The organism is Streptomyces abyssalis (assembly GCF_001751365.1).
GTDB classification, from domain to species: Bacteria; Actinomycetota; Actinomycetes; order Streptomycetales; family Streptomycetaceae; genus Streptomyces; species Streptomyces abyssalis.
Genome location: NZ_LJGT01000036.1, coordinates 507,612 through 524,249 on the forward strand (window position 1 = coordinate 507,612; position 16,638 = coordinate 524,249).

Sequence of the window (16,638 nt, forward strand, 5' to 3'; positions counted from 1 at the left end):
GTGCCCCGCTGGGGATTTCTACACCGCTTCCGCGCAACTCACCCGCACCGACAGGTCGTTGTCGAGCGTGTAGTACGGCCTGACCGAGTGCACCGCGCCTTCCTCGCCCGTGACCCGCTGCGGCGGATAGCTGAAGATCTGCTTCTTGTCCGGAACGTCGTCGAGTATCCGGGCGATACGGACCGGCTCTTCGTCCGCGGACGGACGCAGCCACAGGTTCCACACCCGGCGCCCGGACGGCAGCGCGTCCAGGGGCAGCCGGACCGTGAAGCCCGGCCCGGCTTCCGCGCCTGGTGTGCGGCTGCTGTTCGTACCGGCGCCCGTACCGGCATCGCCGGTGCCCTCTACCCGCGCTTCGCCGTCCAGGGTCAGCGGTACGCGTACGGGCGCCTCGGCGGAGTCGCGCGGATGCGCCTCCAGGCATGCGGTGTCCGAGAGGCCGGCACCGTAGAGCCTGCCCCGCAGCACCATGCTCCCGTCGACCACGCGCAGCGGCCCCGCCTCCGCGTGGGGCCAGCGCAGCCATGAACGGACCGTGAGATTGCCGAGCTTGGTGGCGTAGGGGATGCGCACGCCCAGCCAGGTGCGGCCCTCGCGGGGGACCCGGTCGATGAGGGAACGCAGATCGTGCACTCCGGGCAGCAGCCGCTGCGGCTCCTCGCCCGCGAGGGCGAGATAGGCGTCCCAGCGCCCCTCGGGAAGGGTCATGATGCTCGGCAGCACGGCCCGCATGAGGGTCCCCCCAGGGGGCACGTCCCGGCCGAGCGATGGGGAGAAGCGAGGAGGAGTGCCCTCCGCCTCCGCGGGACCGAGCGGCAGCCGTACGGTGTCCGCCGGGCCCTCGCCGCCGCGCAGGCGCAGCAGCAGCGCCGCGTCGGCAGGCGGGCGTGCCGCCTGCCTGCCGGTCAGCCGCACGTCGAAGGTGAGGCCTCCGGCGCGGTCGGCGGTGCAGTCGGCGCGCGCACGTACGACCTCGGGCTCGGCGGCGGAATTTGCGGAGGGCGCGGCGTCGGCGGTCGTGCGGAGTCCGTTCTTCCCGGCGTTCGCCGCGGTCCTCGCTTCCCTGGCCGTCCGGCCCGGCCTGCCGGCCTTCTTGGCCTGCCCCCTCTTCGCCGGCCTCTCCGTTCTGGCCTTTCTCGCCGCGCGCCCGGCCGGAGCCGGAGCAGCGGCCGGTGCCGAAGCGGCCGTGGCCACCGCCGGTGCCTGGAACGCCCCCGTGGTTCCCGGGGCGCCGGTGACGTAGCTGGTCATGCCCGTCCTCCCTGCAGTGCGGGTCTCACGCCCTTGAGGGCGTAGTTGGCGGCGTCCTTGACGGCGTAGGCGCCGCCGAGCAGTGCTCCGCGTGCCCTGTGCACGGCGCCGCCGCGGCGGTTGACGAGGGCGGTCAGCAAGTCCTCGTAACGCGCGCCCACTTGCGCCGGGTCGAACCGGGACGAGGCCGCCAGCGCAGCCCGGCTCATACGCTGCCGCAGCGCGTCGTCGTTCATCAGCCGCAGCAGCGCGCCCGCGATCGCGGACTCATCCCCCACCGGCGCCAGAAGCCCGTCGACACCGTCACGGATGATCTCACCCGGCCCGTGCGGACAGTCGGTCGCCACGACCGGCAACCCGCACCGCATCGCCTCGACAATGGTCATCCCGAAGGACTCCAGACTCGACGTGACCGCCCCGATCGCACCCTTGGCCCACTCCGCCTCGATCGGATGCGCCGGCCCCATCAGGAACACATGGTTGTAGAGACCCAGTTCATCGATCAGCAAACGCAGCTTCTCCCGCTCACGCCCGCTGCCGTAGATACGCAGACCCCAGTCGGGCCGCTCGGCCACAACCCTGGCGAAAGCACGTATCAACACGTCATACCGCTTCGCCGGAGCAAGCCGCCCCGCCGCCACAACCCACTTCCCCGTGCCGTCCGCAGGACGGACGTCCGGTTCGGGAACGCTGTTGGGCAGCGCCTCGATCCGCACCCCCGGCAGCCGCAGAATCCTGCGGTAATCACGCGCGTCGGCCTCCGTCACCGTCGTGACCGCATCCAGCCGCGGATACGTACCACGGAGCATCAGCTTCAGCCGCGCCGGATGCGTGGCAAGCGTCAAATGCTCCTGCCCCACACGCGCCGGACCCCGGCGGGTCTGCCGGGCGATGTGCGCGTTGAGCCCCGGACGCGTGCCGATGACCACATCGGCAGCCGTGGTCCGCAGATCCTCACCGATACGCCGGTCGGTCAGCGGACTGTACTGCGGAAACCGCCCGTCACCACGCGGGAACACCCGCGCCGGCAGGGCATGTTCCGGATCGCCCCCCTCATAGCCGGAGCTGTGCCGACGCATATCCACCAACGACCGCAGCCGCACCCGCGGCCCCGGATCGAAGAACGGCCGGTCCCGGTACCGGAAGACCGACACAACCTCCACCTCATGCTGTTCGGCCAACGTCCGCGCCAGATTGAACGTCGTCCGGATCGTTCCCCCCATACCAAACGCACTATTGATCAAAAACGAGATGTGCATTCTGCCCCGACTCCCACCCATATCGAGCGTTCGTTTCCCCCAATTGCCCATCAGTCACTGGCTAGACGGGCGTGGAACGGGGATGGTTGGCCGCTATCGAGGCTTTGTTCCAGAAGAGTTCCGACATCGTGAAGAAGATTCGGGAACTTCCTTCGCCGATCCGGCGTCTGAGCGGTCCCGGCCCGGTCCTGCCCGGCGGTCCGATTCCGCACCAGCTCACGCGTGACCGGGACCACGGCTCCCCCGTTGTTCATACGGACAAGAACCGAACGCCCAGGGAGCCCCCGTGTCCCCCATGCTCGATGTCAGCGACGACGTACGCGCCGAGATCGGCGATGATGAAGCCAACCGGCTGCTCGCGGGCGACAACGCCCCGGGCAGCTACGACTGCACCTCGTGCCGCGCTCCGGGCGACACGGGCCAAGTCCGCACCAGCACCGTCCTGTTCGTCGGCGACGAGACGGCGGTGCTCGCCTTCGCACACGCCACGTGCATCCCCTCCCAGGTGGTCAAGGTCACCGAGGAGGAGGTGCAGGGCGCCGTCCGTACGATCACCGCCGACGCCGCGGCCGCCGCCCAGACCGCGTCCCCGGGCAGCGCCGGACCGGCACACAGAGCCGTCCCCGCGCACGCGTCTCCGGTGGCACCGCCAGCAGCCCCCGGCGGTGCCACCGCGCCTCCCGCCGGCCACGCTCCCGTCACCGGCCCGGGTGGCCCCGTCGGGCCCGGAGGTCCCGTCGGTCAGGGCGGTCCCGTCGGACCCGCAGGTCAGGGAGGTGCGATGGCCCCGGCAGCCGTGCACACCCCGGCGCACACGCCCTCCTACGGCCCCGAGTACGCCCAGGCGCCGGTCCCCGGCCCCGCCCGACCGGCCGCCGCCACGCAGCAGCCGGCACCGGAGCGGGCGGTGCTCGGCGTCACCTGCGGACAGGTCCTGATCGAGGACACGGTGTACGCGGCAGTCGTGGTGGAACCCACGGCCCGCATCGCCCGCCCCGGTTCGGACGGACAGGGCGACGACTTCCTGCCCCTCCTCGTCGAGCAGGGCTTCCTGCCGGTCACCGGCCTCACCCAGGCCCCGGCACCCGTACCGGGATGGTCGGTGCTCGTCGCCATGGGCCAGCTGCACGCGATCCTGCAGCCGCCCACCGGCAGCAGCGTCCAGCAGAACATCTGGTGGCAGGCGCACCAGGCGCTGCCCGTCACGGACGGATGGCGCAACTCGGCGAACCAGAGCAACACGGTGCTCGTCTACGCCGCTCCCGTCGGCGCCATCGGGCAGCAGCCCCGTGAGGACCTGCTCCGCGAGGCGCTGGTGCAGGCAGCCGCCCAGGGCGTGCTCGTGGGTGCGGCCATGCCGCTCGCCGGGGCCTGACGGCGCAGCGGGGAGCCAGGGCGTGCGGATTCGCACGCACGGTCCACGGCACACCCCTGCGAACAGGTCATTCGACGCACCGCCCCGCATCCGCGGGGCGGTGCCGTCGTTGGCCCAGACGTGCAGCCTTACGAACCTTCCCGAGCTCCCCGTCCCTATCGCGACCACGGCAGAGGCCCCGGCCTGGGCATTCCGGCCATGCGGCCCAGCCACGACGGCCCCGCCGACAACGCCTCCTCCACACCCATCTACGACGCCCTGTACGCGGAGTACAGCAGGCTCTTCCGTACGCTTCCCGGCGACCGCACGGGCGAGGAGGAGCTGCGCTTCGAGGGCTTCGGCACGGTGCACGGCACCGGCACCGGCAGCTGGGGCGGCGACGGCTGGCGCAGCGACGAATGGCCGAGCCAGTCGCTGCCGCGGCACGCACTCCGCGTACCGGCGGCTCTGCCGCCCGGCCCGCGCGACGGCCAGGCGTACTGACCTTCCCTGCCTTCGGCGGGGGTGCCCCCACCTGCCTTCGGCGGGCGTGCCCCTGCCCGGTCCCGGCGGCCGTTCCGGGGCCGGGACCGGGGGCCTCGCAGGCCCCCGGTCCCCGTTACTTCTTCTTGCCGCGCTTCTCCCGCACCCGCACCGACATGTGCACCGGCGTCCCGTCGAATCCGAACTCCTCGCGCAGACGCCGCTCGACGAACCGCCTGTAACCCGCCTCCAGAAAGCCCGAGGCGAAGAGCACGAACCGCGGCGGACGGGTGCCCGCCTGCGTCCCGAAGAGGATGCGGGGCTGCTTGCCGCCCCGTACGGGGTGCGGGTTCGAGGCGACGATCTCACCGAGGAACGAGTTCAGCTTCCCCGTCGGCACCCGCGTCTCCCAGCCCTCGAGTGCGGTCTCGATGGCGGGCACCAGCTTCTCCATGTGGCGCCCCGTGCGGGCGGAGATGTTCACGCGGGGCGCCCAGCGGACCTGCACCAGGTCGCGCTCGATCTCCCGCTCCAGATAGAAGCGGCGCTCCTCGTCCAGGTTGTCCCACTTGTTGTAGGCGATGACGAGCGCCCGTCCTGCCTCCACCGCCATGGTGATGATGCGCAGGTCCTGAACGCTGATCGCCTCGGTCACATCGATCAGTACGACCGCGACCTCGGCCTTCTCCAGCGCTGCCGCGGTGCGCAGCGACGCATAGTAGTCGGCGCCCTCCTGCAGGTGCACACGGCGGCGGATGCCGGCCGTGTCGACGAACATCCAGCTCTTCCCGGCCAGTTCGATCAGTTCGTCGACCGGGTCGCGGGTGGTGCCGGCCGTCTCGTCGACGACGACGCGCTCCTGCTTTGCGACCTTGTTCAGCAGCGAGGACTTGCCGACGTTCGGACGGCCGATGAGCGCGATCCGCCTCGGGCCGCCGGCTCCGCCCCTGCCGAAGGTCTGCTCCGGCGCTTCGGGCAGCGCCTCCAGCACGACGTCGAGCAGGTCGCCCGTGCCGCGTCCGTGCAGGGCCGAGACGGGGTGCGGTTCGCCGAGCCCGAGCGCCCACAGATAGGTCGCGTCGGCCTCCCCGTTCGGGCCGTCGACCTTGTTGGCGCACAGCACGACGGGCTTCCCGGCCTTGCGCAGCATGCGTACGACGGCCTCGTCCGTGTCCGTCGCACCGACCTGGGCGTCCACGACCAGCACCACGGCGTCCGCCGCCTCGACGGCGAACTCCGCCTGGGCCGCGACGGTGGCCTCCATGCCCAGCACGTCCTGCTCCCAGCCGCCGGTGTCCACGAGCTTGAAGCGGCGGCCTGCCCACTCCCCCTCGTAGCTCACGCGGTCGCGGGTCACGCCGGGACGGTCCTCGACGACGGCCTCACGGCGGCCGAGGATCCGGTTCACCAGCGTCGACTTGCCGACATTGGGTCGCCCGACGACGGCCAGCACGGGCAGCGGGCCCTGCGAGGCCTCCTCCAGGGCGTCCTCCACCTCCTCGGCGTCGAACCCCTCTTCGGCGGCGAGCTCCATGAACCGGTCGAACTCGGCGTCGCCGAGCTCACCGTGGTCGTGCCCGGGCTCGTACACGCCGTGCTGTTCCTTCTCGTCCATGCGTTCTCGTCCTCGTCGTTCATGTTCAGGTGGTCCGCCGCCGTGCGGATGCTCCGCGCGGCGGCTGCTGCAAGTCTGCCGGGACACGGCCTGCGGATGCCGGGGGCCGGACACCGGTTGCCGTCAGCGTCCCGTCTGCCGCCGTGCGTCGGCCAGATGGTCGGTCAGGTGGCGCTGGATGCGTACGGTCGCCTCGTCCAGCGCCGCACGCGTACGGCGACCGCTGCCGTCTCCCGCCTCGAACGGGTCGCCGAAGACGACGTCGACACGGCTGCGCACCGCCGGGAGAGCCTTCACGAGGCGGCCCGGACGGTCGTTGCTGCCGAGCACCGCCACCGGAACGACCGGCGCCCCCGAGCGTACGGCGAAGTAGGCCAGACCCGAACGCAGCGAGGCGAAGTCGCCCTCGCCGCGGGTTCCTTCGGGGAAGATGCCCATCACGCCTCCCCGCTCCAGCACACCCAGGGTGCCGGTGACGGCGGCCCTGTCGGTGCTGCCGCGGTCGACCGGAATCTGACCGATGCCGCGGAGGAACGGGCCGAGAGGGCCGATGAACGCCTCCTGCTTGATGAGGAAGTGCACGGGCCGCGGGGAGGTCCCCATCAGCATCGGGCCGTCGACGAAGTGCGAATGGTTGACGGCGAGGATCGCGGGCCCGCTCGGCGGTACGCGCCAGGCACCCAGCACGCGCGGACGCCACAGGCCGTGCATCACGCCCAGGCCGATCCGGCGGCCGGCCGCTGCTCCTCGCGTGCCGGGCGCGGAACCGGTCGATGTCACTTGGAGATCTGCCCCGCCTTCGCCTCGGCCTTCGCGGCGGCGGCCTTCCCGACGAGCGTGACGACGCACTCGACGACCTGCTCCAGCGTGAGCTGGGTGGTGTCCACCTCGACCGCGTCGTCGGCCTTCTTCAGCGGGGACGTCTTACGGCCGCTGTCGGCGGCGTCCCGCTTGATCAGGGCCTCCTGGGTGGCCGAGAGGCCCGCTGCGTCCTTGCCCTTCAGCTCCCCGCTGCGGCGGGAGGCGCGGGCCTCGGGAGACGCGGTGAGGAAGATCTTGATGTCGGCGCCGGGGAGGACGGTCGTGCCGATGTCCCGGCCCTCGACGACGATGCCCCCGGCCGCTCCGGCCGCGATGGAACGCTGCAGCGCCGTGATCCGCGTCCGCACCTCGGGGACGGCGCTGACCTGGCTGACGGCCGCGGTGACCTCCTGGGTGCGGATGGGACCGGAGGCGTCCGTGCCGTCGACGGCGATGGTGGGGGCGGCCGGGTCGGTGCCGGAGTCGATGACGGGCCTGGCCGCGGCGGCCGCGACGGCAGACGCGTCGTCCACGGGAACGCCGTTCGTCAGCATCCACCAGGTGATCGCCCTGTACTGCGCGCCCGTGTCCAGGTAGCTGAGGCCGAGCTCGGAGGCGACGGCCTTGGAGGTGCTGGACTTGCCCGTGCCGGAGGGGCCGTCGATGGCGACAATCACTGCAGACACGCTGTGGGGGACCTTTCTCGAACACGGGCAGGGACGGCGCCGGCCGTACCGGCCGCGGGGACAAGGCTACCGGCTCGGATGAGGGCGTATTCCCGCCGCCCTGACACGGACTGCGCGGGTTCGCGGCCGCTGCCCACGGCGCCGACGGACCCCGGCACGAACTGGGCAGGAGGGTCCGGCACCGGCACTCCTGGTCACCGCTGCGGCGAGGCATGTGGAAGTGCCGGCGCCGCTGCCGGCACCCGTGCGCTCACTGCTGCCGGAGCGACCAGCCACGGTCGCGCAGCGCCGCCTCCAGCGCCGAGGCCGCGCCTGGCTCGACCATCAGCTGCACATGGCCGGCCTGCTGACCCGTCGCGTGCTCGATGCGTACGTCCTCGATGTTGACGCCGGCGGCCCCGGCGTCCGCGAAGATGCGGGCCAGCTCCCCCGGCCGGTCGCTGATGAGGACCGCCACGGTCCGGTACGCCGCCGGTGCCTGGCCGTGTTTGCCCGGCACCCTCGCCCGGCCCGCGTTGCCGCGGCGCAGCACGCTCTCGATGCCGGCGACGCCGCCGCCCCGCTTCTCCTCGTCGGCCGAGCCGAGCGCGCGCAGCGCCCGTACGGCCTCGTCGAGGTCGCCGGCCACGTCGGCGAGGATGTCCGCGACCGGGCCGGGGTTCGCGGCGAGGATCTCCACCCACATCGCGGGGTCGGAGGCGGCGATGCGGGTGACGTCGCGGATGCCCTGTCCGCACAGGCGTACGGCCGTCTCGTCCGCGGCCTCCAGGCGGGCCGCGATCATGCTGGAGAGCAGCTGCGGGGTGTGCGAGACCAGCGCGACGGCACGGTCGTGCGCGTCGGCGTCCATCACGACGGGGACGGCGCCGCACAGCGCGATCAGTTCCAGCGCGAGGTTGAGCACCTCGGTGTCGGTCTCGGTGGTCGGCGTGAGCACCCATGGCCGTCCCTCGAAGAGGTCGGCGGTGGCGGCCAGCGGCCCGTTCTGCTCGCGGCCGGACATGGGGTGAGTGCCGAGGTAGCCGACGAGGTCGCCGCCCGCTTCGAGCAGCTCACGCCGTGGGCCGCCCTTGACGCTGGCCACGTCGATGCACGCCCGGGCAAGACCACGGCGCTGCACGTCCGCCGTCACGGGGGCCACGTGCGCCGGCGGTACGGCCACGATCGCGAGGTCGACGGAGACGTCCGGCTCACCGGCCGTACCCGCCCCGAGCGCCGCGGCCGTACGGACGCGTTCGGGGTCGAGATCGCTCAGGTGCACCCGCACGCCGCGCCCGGTGAGGGCGAGCGCGGCCGAGGTGCCGATGAGACCCGTGCCGACGACGAGAGCTGTACGCATTACTGGGCGATGTCCTTGCGGAGTTCGGCTGCTGCCCCGAGGTAGACGTGGTTGATCTGCGACTTCGGCACATCCGACTCGACGTGCGCCAGCACCCGCACCACGCGCGGCATGGCACCGGTGACGTCCAGTTCCTGCGCGCAGATCAGCGGAACGTCCACGATGCCGAGCTTACGTGCGCCGGCCGCCGGGAAGTCGCTGTACAGGTCGGGGGTGGCCGTGAACCAGACGCTTATGAGGTCGTCCGAGGTGAGGCCGTTGCGCTCCAGAACGCTCGTCATCAGCGCCGAGACCTGATCGTGCATGTGGCCGGATTCGTCCCGCTCCAGCTGGACGGCTCCCCGTACCGCTCGTACCGCCACCTCTGCTCCGCTCCTGCCCGCCGTGATGCGCTGTGCCCGGCTGCCCGTCCGCTGCCTGCCCGGCTGCCGCCGGCCGCTGACAGCGTAGATCGCCGGGGGAAACGCCCGTCGGGGCGGCCCGCACACTGAGACGGCCGCACGCGAGGACGCCGGCACCCATGGGCGCCGGCGTCCCGTGGGACCGGCCGGCTCAGAGACCGACCTCGTTCATCAGCATGCCGACCTCGGTGTTGGTCATGCGGCGCAGCCAGCCCGACTTCTGGTCGCCGAGCGCGATGGGCCCGAAACGCGTACGGACCAGCCGTTCCACCGGGTAGCCGGCTTCCGCCAGCATGCGGCGGACGATGTGCTTGCGGCCCTCGTGCAGGGTGACCTCCACGAGGTAGTTCTTGCCGGTGTTCTCCACGACCCGGAAGTGGTCGGCGCGGGCGTGGCCGTCGTCCAGCCGGATGCCGTCCTTCAGACGCTTGCCGAGGTCACGCGGCAGCGGGCCCTGGATCGCTGCGAGATACGTCTTCTTCACCCCGTAGCGGGGGTGGGTGAGCCGGTGGGCCAGCTCGCCGTGGTTGGTGAGAAGTATGAGGCCCTCGGTCTCGGTGTCGAGCCGGCCGACGTGGAAGAGGCGGGTCTCCCTGTTCTGCACGTAGTCGCCGAGACACTGGCGGCCGTCCGGGTCCTCCATCGACGCCACGACGCCCGAGGGCTTGTTGAGCGCGAAGAAGACATGCGACTGGGAGGCGATAGTCAGCCCGTCGACCTTGATCTCGTCCTTGTCGGGATCGACGCGGAGGCCCTGCTCGACGACGACGCTGCCGTTGACCTCGACCCTCGCCCGCTCGATCAGCTCCTCGCAGGCGCGGCGCGAGCCCATGCCTGCGCGGGCCAGCACCTTCTGCAGCCGCTCGCCCTCCTGCTCGCCGAAGGTCTTCGGCAGCTTCCGGGCCGGCTTGGTGTGCCGGGCGCGGTTGCGCTCCTCGACCTGCGCCTCGTACTCGCGGGGGCGCGAGGGCGCGGAGGCGTTCCGGGCGCGGGCCTTGGGGGCTCCGCTGCCGGTGACCTTGCGGGGGCCGCTCTTCGCCGCGTTCTTCGCCGCGACGCTCCTCGCGGCCGCGCCGCGCGCCGCGGGAGTCCTGGGGCCGCTCTTCGGCCCGCCCTTGGATCCGCTCTTCGGACCGGCATCCGGGCCGGCGCCCTTGCGGCCGCTCCCGGACCCGGCCGCGGACGGCTTCTTGCCCGGCGCCTTCGGCCCGCCCCTGGACGCGCCCTGCGGGGACTCCCCGCCACGTCCGCCGCCGCGGGATCCCGGCTTGCCGCCGCCCGCGGGGCGCTCCCCGTCCTTGCCGTAGCGACGCTCCTCCGGGCGCGGGCGGTCGGCCCGCTTCGGCCTGCCTGCGCCCCCTCCGGCCGGGCGGGGGGACTGCCTGCCGCCCACGCCCCTGTTCTTACGGTTCCCGCCGGTGTTGCCGCTGCTTCGCATCAGTGTTCCGTCTGCGTTCTGTCGTGGACTTCGTCGCCGCTGTCATCTACGTCGAACGACGGCATGCCTTCCTGTGAATCCCCCTCGACGGCGTCCGCTTCCGGAAGGAAGGGCGCCAGCTCCGGAAGCTCGTCCAGGCCGCGCAGGCCCAGCCGCTCCAGGAAGTAATGAGTCGTCGTGTACAGGATCGCACCTGTCTCGGGTTCCGCGCCCGCCTCCTGCACCAGCCCCCGCTGCAGGAGCGTACGCATCACGCCGTCGCAGTTGACTCCTCGTACGGCGGAGACGCGTGAACGGCTCACCGGCTGACGGTAGGCGACCACGGCGAGGGTCTCCAGCGCGGCCTGAGTCAGCCGTGCCTGCTGCCCGTCGAGCACGAAGCTCTCGACGGCCTCCGAGTACTCGGCCCGTGTGTAGAAGCGCCAGCCCTCGGCGACGAGACGCAGTTCGAAGCCGCGCTGCTGCCGGTCGTACTCGTCGGCCAGTTCGCGCAGGGCGTCGGAGATGTCGCGGCGCCGCCGCTGCAGCACCTTCGCCAGGTGCTCCTCGGTGGCGGGCTCGTCGACGACCATGAGCACGGCCTCCAGAGCGGGCTTCAGCTCCAGCGCGGCGACGCCCTCCGGGTCGGTGCCGGGTTCCGCGTCGGTGCCGGGCTCCGGATCGGTGCCGGACTCCGCGTCGGTGCCGGACTCCGGCTCCGGATCGGCGCCGGGGTCATGGCCGTCGGGAGCTTCCGGGCCGGCATCAGAGGGGCGGGCGCCGGCGGGGAGGGCGCCGGAGTCCGCGCCGGCTGCCGCGACGCCTCCGGCAGCTGCCGCCTCGCGCACCGGCTCGTCCGCGGCGTCCGCCGCCGCCTCCTGGATCTCGTACGTCTCCTCGCTCATGCCTGCATCTCCTCCTGAGCCTCGGGCTCCTGCCGGGACTCCGGCTCCTCGTCCTGCGGGCCGGGCTCCTGGTCGAACTCGTCCGTGACCAGAGGCTCCTTGCCGTCCTCGCCACTCCACCGGACCATGAGCGACCCCAGTGCCTCCTCCTGTTCGAGGTCGACCGCCCGCTCCCGGTAGAGCTCCAGAAGGGCGAGGAAACGCGCGACGACGGTCAGGGTGTCCGGAGCGTCCTGGGTGAGCTGCTGGAAGCTGATCTCGCCCAGCTCCCTCAGCCTGGCCACCACCACCTCGGCCTGTTCGCGCACGCTCACCAGCGGTGCGTGGATGTGCTCGACGTAGACCTGCGGCTTCGGCTTCGGCCGCATCGCCTTCACCGCGAGCCGGGCGAACCCCTCCGGGCCGATGCTGATGGCCACTTCGGGCAGCAACTCGGCGTGGTGGGGTTCGAGACCGACCGTACGGGGATGGCGGTGCGCCTCCTGCGCCATACGTCCGGCGAAGATCCCCGCGATCTCCTTGTACGCCCTGTACTGCAGCAGGCGGGCGAAGAGGAGGTCGCGGGCCTCCAGCAGCGCGAGGTCCGCCTCGTCCTCGACCTCGGCCGCGGGCAGCAGCCGCGCCGCCTTCAGATCGAGCAACGTCGAGGCCACGACGAGGAATTCGGTGGTCTGGTCGAGATCCCAGTCGGGGCCCATGGCGTGGATGTACGCCATGAACTCGTCGGTGACCTTCGAGAGCGCGACCTCCGTGACATCCAGCTTGTGCTTGGAGATCAACTGCAGGAGGAGGTCGAAGGGGCCTTCGAAGTTGTCCAGCACGACCTTGAACCGCCCGTCGTCGGGCTGCTCTTCGTCCGGCCGTCCCTCCGGCTTCGGCAGGTCGACGGCGGCGGCGCCGTCCGCGGCGGAACCGGGCTGTTCCGGTGCGGGCGCGGGGTCCGGCCCGGCCTCGGGTTCGGGCGCGGGGTCCGGCCCGGCCTCGGGTCCGGGCGCGGGGTCCCGGGCGGGTTCCTGTGGGGCCGGTACGAGTTCGGGTTCGGGCTGCGGCTCCGGCCCGGGCTCCGGTGCGTGCACACGCTCCGGCTCCGGTTCAGGCTCCCGTTCGGGCTCCGGCTCCGATGCGGGTTCCGCGTCAGGCTCCGGCTCCCCTACGGACTCCGGCTCCGGTTCCGGCGTGGCTCCTGGCGCCGGAACCGGCACGTACGGCGCGGCCTGCTCCCCGCCGGGGTCCGCCACTCCCGAAGGCGACGACGTACCCGGCCCCCGCCCGAGGCTGCGTCGGGCGGTACGGGGTCTCGTGTCGGCGTGGTCGTCAGGACTGGGCATCGCGGGGCAGCGTACTGGGGAGGAGCCGGTCAGGGCGTTCCGGCTCACTCATGTGCCCGCGCTTTCGGATGTGGTGGCGCACAGGAATGTTTCAGCGCCCCCGCAGCCGCCGTACGAGGATGCTCGCGTCGCCCCGGGACTCCAGGTCCGCCAGGACCACGGCCACGGCCTCGCGCACGATGCGGCCGCGGTCCACGGCCAGCCCGTGTTCACCGCGCAGCACCAGCCGCGCGTGCTCCAGGTCCATCAGCTCTTCCGCGGAGACGTAGACGGTGATCTTCTCGTCGTGCCGTTCGCGTCCGCTGGGGCGGCGGTTGGCGCCGCGTGTCCCCGTCCCCCTGCGTGCCGAACCACCTGCCGGCTGACGGCTCCTGGGCTCGGCCGTCCGCGAACTCTTCGGCTGCTGCGGGGACTTCGCACCCGGACCCGCTGCCTGCCCTGCTTGTACGGGCTGCCCGGGCCCGGTCTGGCGGGACGGGGGCTCCGCGTTCCCCGCGCCCGCACGGCCGCTGCCGCCCGCGCTCTGCGGCGCGCCCTGGCCGGGCACCGTACGGCGCTGTGCGGTCTTCTGATCCTGTGCCTCGCCGCCGTCGGGGCCCGTGTGCTCGCTGCCGCTTCCGGTGCCGGTGGCACCGCGCGGAGCCGCACCGCCGTCCGCGGCGGGTTCACCGCCCTCGCCCGCGGCGCTGTGCTCGCGGCCTCCGCCGTCGTCGCCGGGCGCGGGGGCGTCGCCGTCACCCGCGGAGCCGTCGGCGGCGTCGTCCGCCGCACCGGTGGAGTCCTGTTCGCCGGCCGGTGCCGGTACCCGGGTCGTCGAGGGTGCGCTCCTGGCCGGGGGCTCCTCACCGTTGGCGTGGTTCTGGTTCGCGGGGGACGACGGCTGAACCGCTGAGCCCCCGGTCGTACGGAACAGTTCGTCAGCTGCAGGAAGACTCACTCGGCGTGGCACCGGGCGAGCACCTCCCTGGCGAGCTGGCGGTAGGCGGCGGCGCCGACGGAGTTGGAGGCGTACGTCGTGATGGGCTCGCCCGCGACGGTCGTCTCCGGGAAGCGGACGGTGCGGCCGATGACCGTGTGGTAGACGTTGTCGTCGAACGCCTCGACGACACGCGCCAGAACCTCACGGCTGTGCACCGTGCGCGAGTCGTACATCGTCGCCAGGATGCCGTCGAGCTCCAGCTCCGGGTTGAGCCGCTCCTGGACCTTCTCGATCGTCTCGGTCAGCAGGGCGACGCCGCGCAGCGCGAAGAACTCGCATTCCAGCGGCACGATCACCTTGTGCGCGGCTGTGAGCGCATTCACGGTCAGCAGCCCGAGCGAGGGCTGGCAGTCGATGACGATGAAGTCGTAGTCGTTCAGCAGGGGTTGAAGCGCGCGCTGCAGGGTCGACTCGCGGGCGACCTCGCTCACCAGCTGGACCTCGGCCGCCGACAGGTCGATGTTGCTCGGCAGCAGGTCCATTCCCGCCACGGCGGTCTTCAGCAGCACCTCGTCAGGCGCGAGGCCGCGCTCCATCAGGAGGTTGTAGACCGTGAGTTCGAGCTCCATCGGATTCACGCCCAGGCCCACCGACAGCGCGCCCTGCGGATCGAAGTCGACGAGCAGCACGCGCCGGCCGTACTCCGCGAGCGCCGCACCCAGGTTGATGGCGGAGGTCGTCTTGCCGACGCCGCCCTTCTGGTTGCACATCGCGATGATCTTCGCCGGGCCCGGTTCGCTGACAGGTCCGGGAATCGGGAAGTACGGCAGCGGACGCCCGGTCGGGCCGATCCGCTCGCGGCGCTGCCGTGCGGCGTCGGGCGCGAGGGTGGCCGCGTACTCGGGGTCGGGTTCGTAATCCGCGTCCGGGTCGTAGAAGTGCCCTTCGGGCAGCTCGCCGTAGGGGACGCGGTGCGGGTCACTGTAGTCGGCGAGCTCGGCGGACTCGTCGCCCGCGGAGTTGCCGGCCATGGCGTTCACTTGGCGGCCGTCCATGCTCTGTTGGGCTGTCGTGGTCGGTGATGCGTTCTGGCGGGTGGAGAAGGTGCGGACAGCGACGGAGCCGACATCCTCGGACCCCGAGGATTCCTGGCCCCGCGCAGGTGCTCCTGGTTGACCACCCCCGGGAGAAAATGTCGACTCATTCACAAGTCGTCCTACCTCCTTGGTGACCAGGAAACTTCTAGACAGGTCAGCGTGACACCATGCCGACGATTGGCGACTCTATGGCGTGTCGGGCGTCCTCAGCAACACAATCCACCGGAGACGGCACGATGTGTCGAGGTGCGAACACTCCGCTGTCAAGGGGCAATGTGGGTCACGGCCCCCCGGCGGGAGGCACCGCGGGCCGGCCCTCCAGGGCCTGAACGGGGCGCTGTGGCCCCGTGGTTGAGCCTCTGTGGCCACCCGGGAGGCGTCCTGGAACAGCCCCCTGAACTGCGTCACCGGCCCTGCGCCGCGGCGGCGGAAGCAGAGCCGGTGACATCCGGTGACATGCCTTCAGCGGCAGTTCAGCGGCATTGACTTGCGCGGTTGACGTGCGAATCAGCCGAGCAGCGTGCCGAGTTCACGGCTGTCGAGACCGTGCGCCGCGGCGACGGGTCCGTAGAAGACCTCTCCGTCATGGACGTTGAGCCCCTTGGCGAGGGTCGTGTCCCGCCGAAGGGCGTCCCGCCAGCCGCAGTTGGCCAGTTCCACGATGTAGGGAAGCGTGGCGTTGGTCAGGGCGTACGTCGACGTGCTGGGCACGGCGCCGGGCATGTTGGCGACGCAGTAGAAGACCGAATCGTGCACCTGGAAGGTCGGTTCGGCGTGTGTCGTCGGGCGTGCGTCCTCGAAGCAGCCGCCCTGGTCGATGGCGATGTCGACAAGAACACTTCCCGGCTTCATTCGGGAGACCAGCTCGTTGCTCACGAGCTTGGGCGCCTTCGCGCCAGGGATCAGCACGGCGCCGATGACCAGGTCCGCCTCCAGGACCGCACGCTCCAGCTCGTAGGCGTTGGAGGCGACCGTGCGCACCTTCGTGCCGAAGATCTTGTCCGCCTCGCGGAGCTTGTTGACGTCCTTGTCGAGCAGTGTGACGTGGAAGCCCAGCCCGATGGCGATCTGCGTGGCGTTCCACCCGGAGACGCCACCGCCGATGACGACGGCGCGCCCCGCCTGCACGCCCGGCACACCGCCGGGCAGCACACCGCGCCCGCCGGCGGAACGCATCAGGTGGTACGCCCCGACCTGGGGAGCGATACGGCCGGCGACCTCGGACATCGGGGCGAGCAGCGGCAGGCTGCGGCTGCCGGTCTCGACCGTCTCGTAGGCGATGGCCGTCGTGCCGGACTCCAGGAGGGCGTCGGTGCACGCCTTGGATGCGGCGAGATGGAGATAGGTGAAGAGGGTCTGGTCCTTGCGCAGCCGCCCGTACTCCTCGGCGACCGGCTCCTTCACCTTCAGCACCATGTCGGCCGTGGCCCAGACCTCGTCGGCGGAGCCGAGGATGGCGGCCCCGGCTGCGACGTATTCCTCGTCCGGGATGGAGGAGCCGAGTCCGGCTCCGCGCTCCAGGGTGACCTGGTGTCCGTTGCGTACGAGTTCGTGCGCCCCGGCCGGGGTGATGGCCACGCGGAACTCGTTGTTCTTGACCTCGCGGGGGATGCCGACCTTCACGTCGATCACGGTCCTTGACTTCGGGTTGTTTCGGAAGCGCCCGCACCTGTGGGCGCGGGAGGCATCCGTGGCGCACATCCCGATACGGCAGCCCATGGAGCACATGGGAGATATATGCCGGTTGTCGCCTGGACGGCCACGGCTCAGCCAGTCTAATGAA

At 71.7% G+C, this 16,638-nt stretch carries 15 protein-coding genes; 2 read left to right on the top strand and 13 right to left on the bottom strand.

What is annotated here, in order from left to right:
- Positions 1–18 precede the first annotated feature (18 nt).
- A complete protein-coding gene (locus tag AN215_RS03115) occupies positions 19–1,251 on the bottom strand; it encodes a hypothetical protein (RefSeq protein ID WP_338057906.1) in 1,233 nt (410 codons plus the stop codon).
- Positions 1,248–2,510 (bottom strand): glycosyltransferase family 4 protein, encoded by a 1,263-nt coding sequence (locus AN215_RS03120; RefSeq protein ID WP_070031097.1) that lies wholly within the window; start codon positions 2,508–2,510, stop codon positions 1,248–1,250. The genes AN215_RS03115 and AN215_RS03120 overlap by 4 nt, the downstream gene beginning before the upstream one ends.
- Positions 2,511–2,805: 295 nt before the next feature.
- Here AN215_RS03120 and AN215_RS03125 point away from each other — a divergent pair, with 295 nt between their 5' ends.
- Both AN215_RS03125 and AN215_RS03130 read left to right on the top strand, forming a co-directional pair.
- A complete protein-coding gene (locus AN215_RS03125) occupies positions 2,806–3,885 on the top strand; it encodes a DUF8842 C-terminal domain-containing protein (protein ID WP_070031098.1) in 1,080 nt (359 codons plus the stop codon).
- A 198-nt stretch (positions 3,886–4,083) separates the two neighbouring features.
- A complete protein-coding gene (locus tag AN215_RS03130; RefSeq protein ID WP_070012305.1) occupies positions 4,084–4,368 on the top strand; it encodes a hypothetical protein in 285 nt (94 codons plus the stop codon).
- 115 nt (positions 4,369–4,483) lie between these two features.
- Here AN215_RS03130 and der read toward each other — a convergent pair whose 3' ends face one another.
- The 11 genes from der to ald all read right to left on the bottom strand — a co-directional run bounded on the left by der (position 4,484) and on the right by ald (position 16,478).
- Complete coding sequence (gene der, locus AN215_RS03135; protein WP_070012304.1) at positions 4,484–5,962, bottom strand: ribosome biogenesis GTPase Der; 1,479 nt, start codon at positions 5,960–5,962, stop codon at positions 4,484–4,486.
- A gap of 123 nt (positions 5,963–6,085) precedes the next feature.
- Positions 6,086–6,742, bottom strand: coding sequence for a lysophospholipid acyltransferase family protein (locus tag AN215_RS03140; RefSeq protein WP_070012303.1), 657 nt, complete (start codon positions 6,740–6,742; stop codon positions 6,086–6,088).
- The gene (cmk, locus tag AN215_RS03145; protein ID WP_070012302.1) at positions 6,739–7,449 is read right to left on the bottom strand and encodes a (d)CMP kinase; all 711 of its coding nucleotides are present in this window, start codon (positions 7,447–7,449) and stop codon (positions 6,739–6,741) included. The genes AN215_RS03140 and cmk overlap by 4 nt, the downstream gene beginning before the upstream one ends.
- Positions 7,450–7,699: 250 nt before the next feature.
- Positions 7,700–8,788: a prephenate dehydrogenase gene (locus AN215_RS03150; RefSeq protein WP_070012301.1), complete on the bottom strand. Its 1,089-nt coding sequence runs from the start codon at positions 8,786–8,788 to the stop codon at positions 7,700–7,702.
- Complete coding sequence (gene aroH / locus AN215_RS03155; RefSeq protein WP_070012300.1) at positions 8,788–9,150, bottom strand: chorismate mutase; 363 nt, start codon at positions 9,148–9,150, stop codon at positions 8,788–8,790. Before aroH ends, AN215_RS03150 begins: the two co-directional genes overlap by 1 nt.
- Before the next feature lie 190 nt (positions 9,151–9,340).
- A complete protein-coding gene (locus AN215_RS03160) occupies positions 9,341–10,627 on the bottom strand; it encodes a pseudouridine synthase (protein WP_070031099.1) in 1,287 nt (428 codons plus the stop codon).
- Positions 10,627–11,232 (bottom strand): SMC-Scp complex subunit ScpB, encoded by a 606-nt coding sequence (scpB, locus tag AN215_RS03165; protein ID WP_070012530.1) that lies wholly within the window; start codon positions 11,230–11,232, stop codon positions 10,627–10,629. The genes AN215_RS03160 and scpB overlap by 1 nt, the downstream gene beginning before the upstream one ends.
- A 275-nt stretch (positions 11,233–11,507) precedes the next feature.
- A complete protein-coding gene (locus tag AN215_RS03170) occupies positions 11,508–12,839 on the bottom strand; it encodes a segregation and condensation protein A (protein ID WP_070012299.1) in 1,332 nt (443 codons plus the stop codon).
- 91 nt (positions 12,840–12,930) lie between these two features.
- A complete protein-coding gene (locus AN215_RS03175) occupies positions 12,931–13,776 on the bottom strand; it encodes a hypothetical protein (protein ID WP_070012298.1) in 846 nt (281 codons plus the stop codon).
- Positions 13,773–14,966 carry a ParA family protein gene (locus tag AN215_RS03180; protein ID WP_079122633.1) on the bottom strand — a complete coding sequence of 398 codons (1,194 nt, stop codon included), beginning with the start codon at positions 14,964–14,966 and terminating at the stop codon, positions 13,773–13,775. Before AN215_RS03180 ends, AN215_RS03175 begins: the two co-directional genes overlap by 4 nt.
- Before the next feature lie 396 nt (positions 14,967–15,362).
- The gene (gene ald, locus AN215_RS03185; RefSeq protein ID WP_070012529.1) at positions 15,363–16,478 is read right to left on the bottom strand and encodes an alanine dehydrogenase; all 1,116 of its coding nucleotides are present in this window, start codon (positions 16,476–16,478) and stop codon (positions 15,363–15,365) included.
- Positions 16,479–16,638: the final 160 nt, after the last annotated feature.

Excerpts from the sequence above, each read along its gene's own strand:
- AN215_RS03115 (WP_338057906.1), bottom strand. The coding sequence starts at position 1,251 with ATGACCAGCTACGTCACCGGCGCCCCGGGAACCACGGGGGCGTTCCAG.
- AN215_RS03120 (WP_070031097.1), bottom strand. The coding sequence starts at position 2,510 with ATGCACATCTCGTTTTTGATCAATAGTGCGTTTGGTATGGGGGGAACG.
- AN215_RS03125 (WP_070031098.1), top strand. The coding sequence starts at position 2,806 with ATGCTCGATGTCAGCGACGACGTACGCGCCGAGATCGGCGATGATGAA.
- AN215_RS03130 (WP_070012305.1), top strand. The coding sequence starts at position 4,084 with ATGCGGCCCAGCCACGACGGCCCCGCCGACAACGCCTCCTCCACACCC.
- der (WP_070012304.1), bottom strand. The coding sequence starts at position 5,962 with ATGGACGAGAAGGAACAGCACGGCGTGTACGAGCCCGGGCACGACCAC.
- AN215_RS03150 (WP_070012301.1), bottom strand. The coding sequence starts at position 8,788 with ATGCGTACAGCTCTCGTCGTCGGCACGGGTCTCATCGGCACCTCGGCC.
- AN215_RS03160 (WP_070031099.1), bottom strand. The coding sequence starts at position 10,627 with ATGCGAAGCAGCGGCAACACCGGCGGGAACCGTAAGAACAGGGGCGTG.
- AN215_RS03170 (WP_070012299.1), bottom strand. The coding sequence starts at position 12,839 with ATGCCCAGTCCTGACGACCACGCCGACACGAGACCCCGTACCGCCCGA.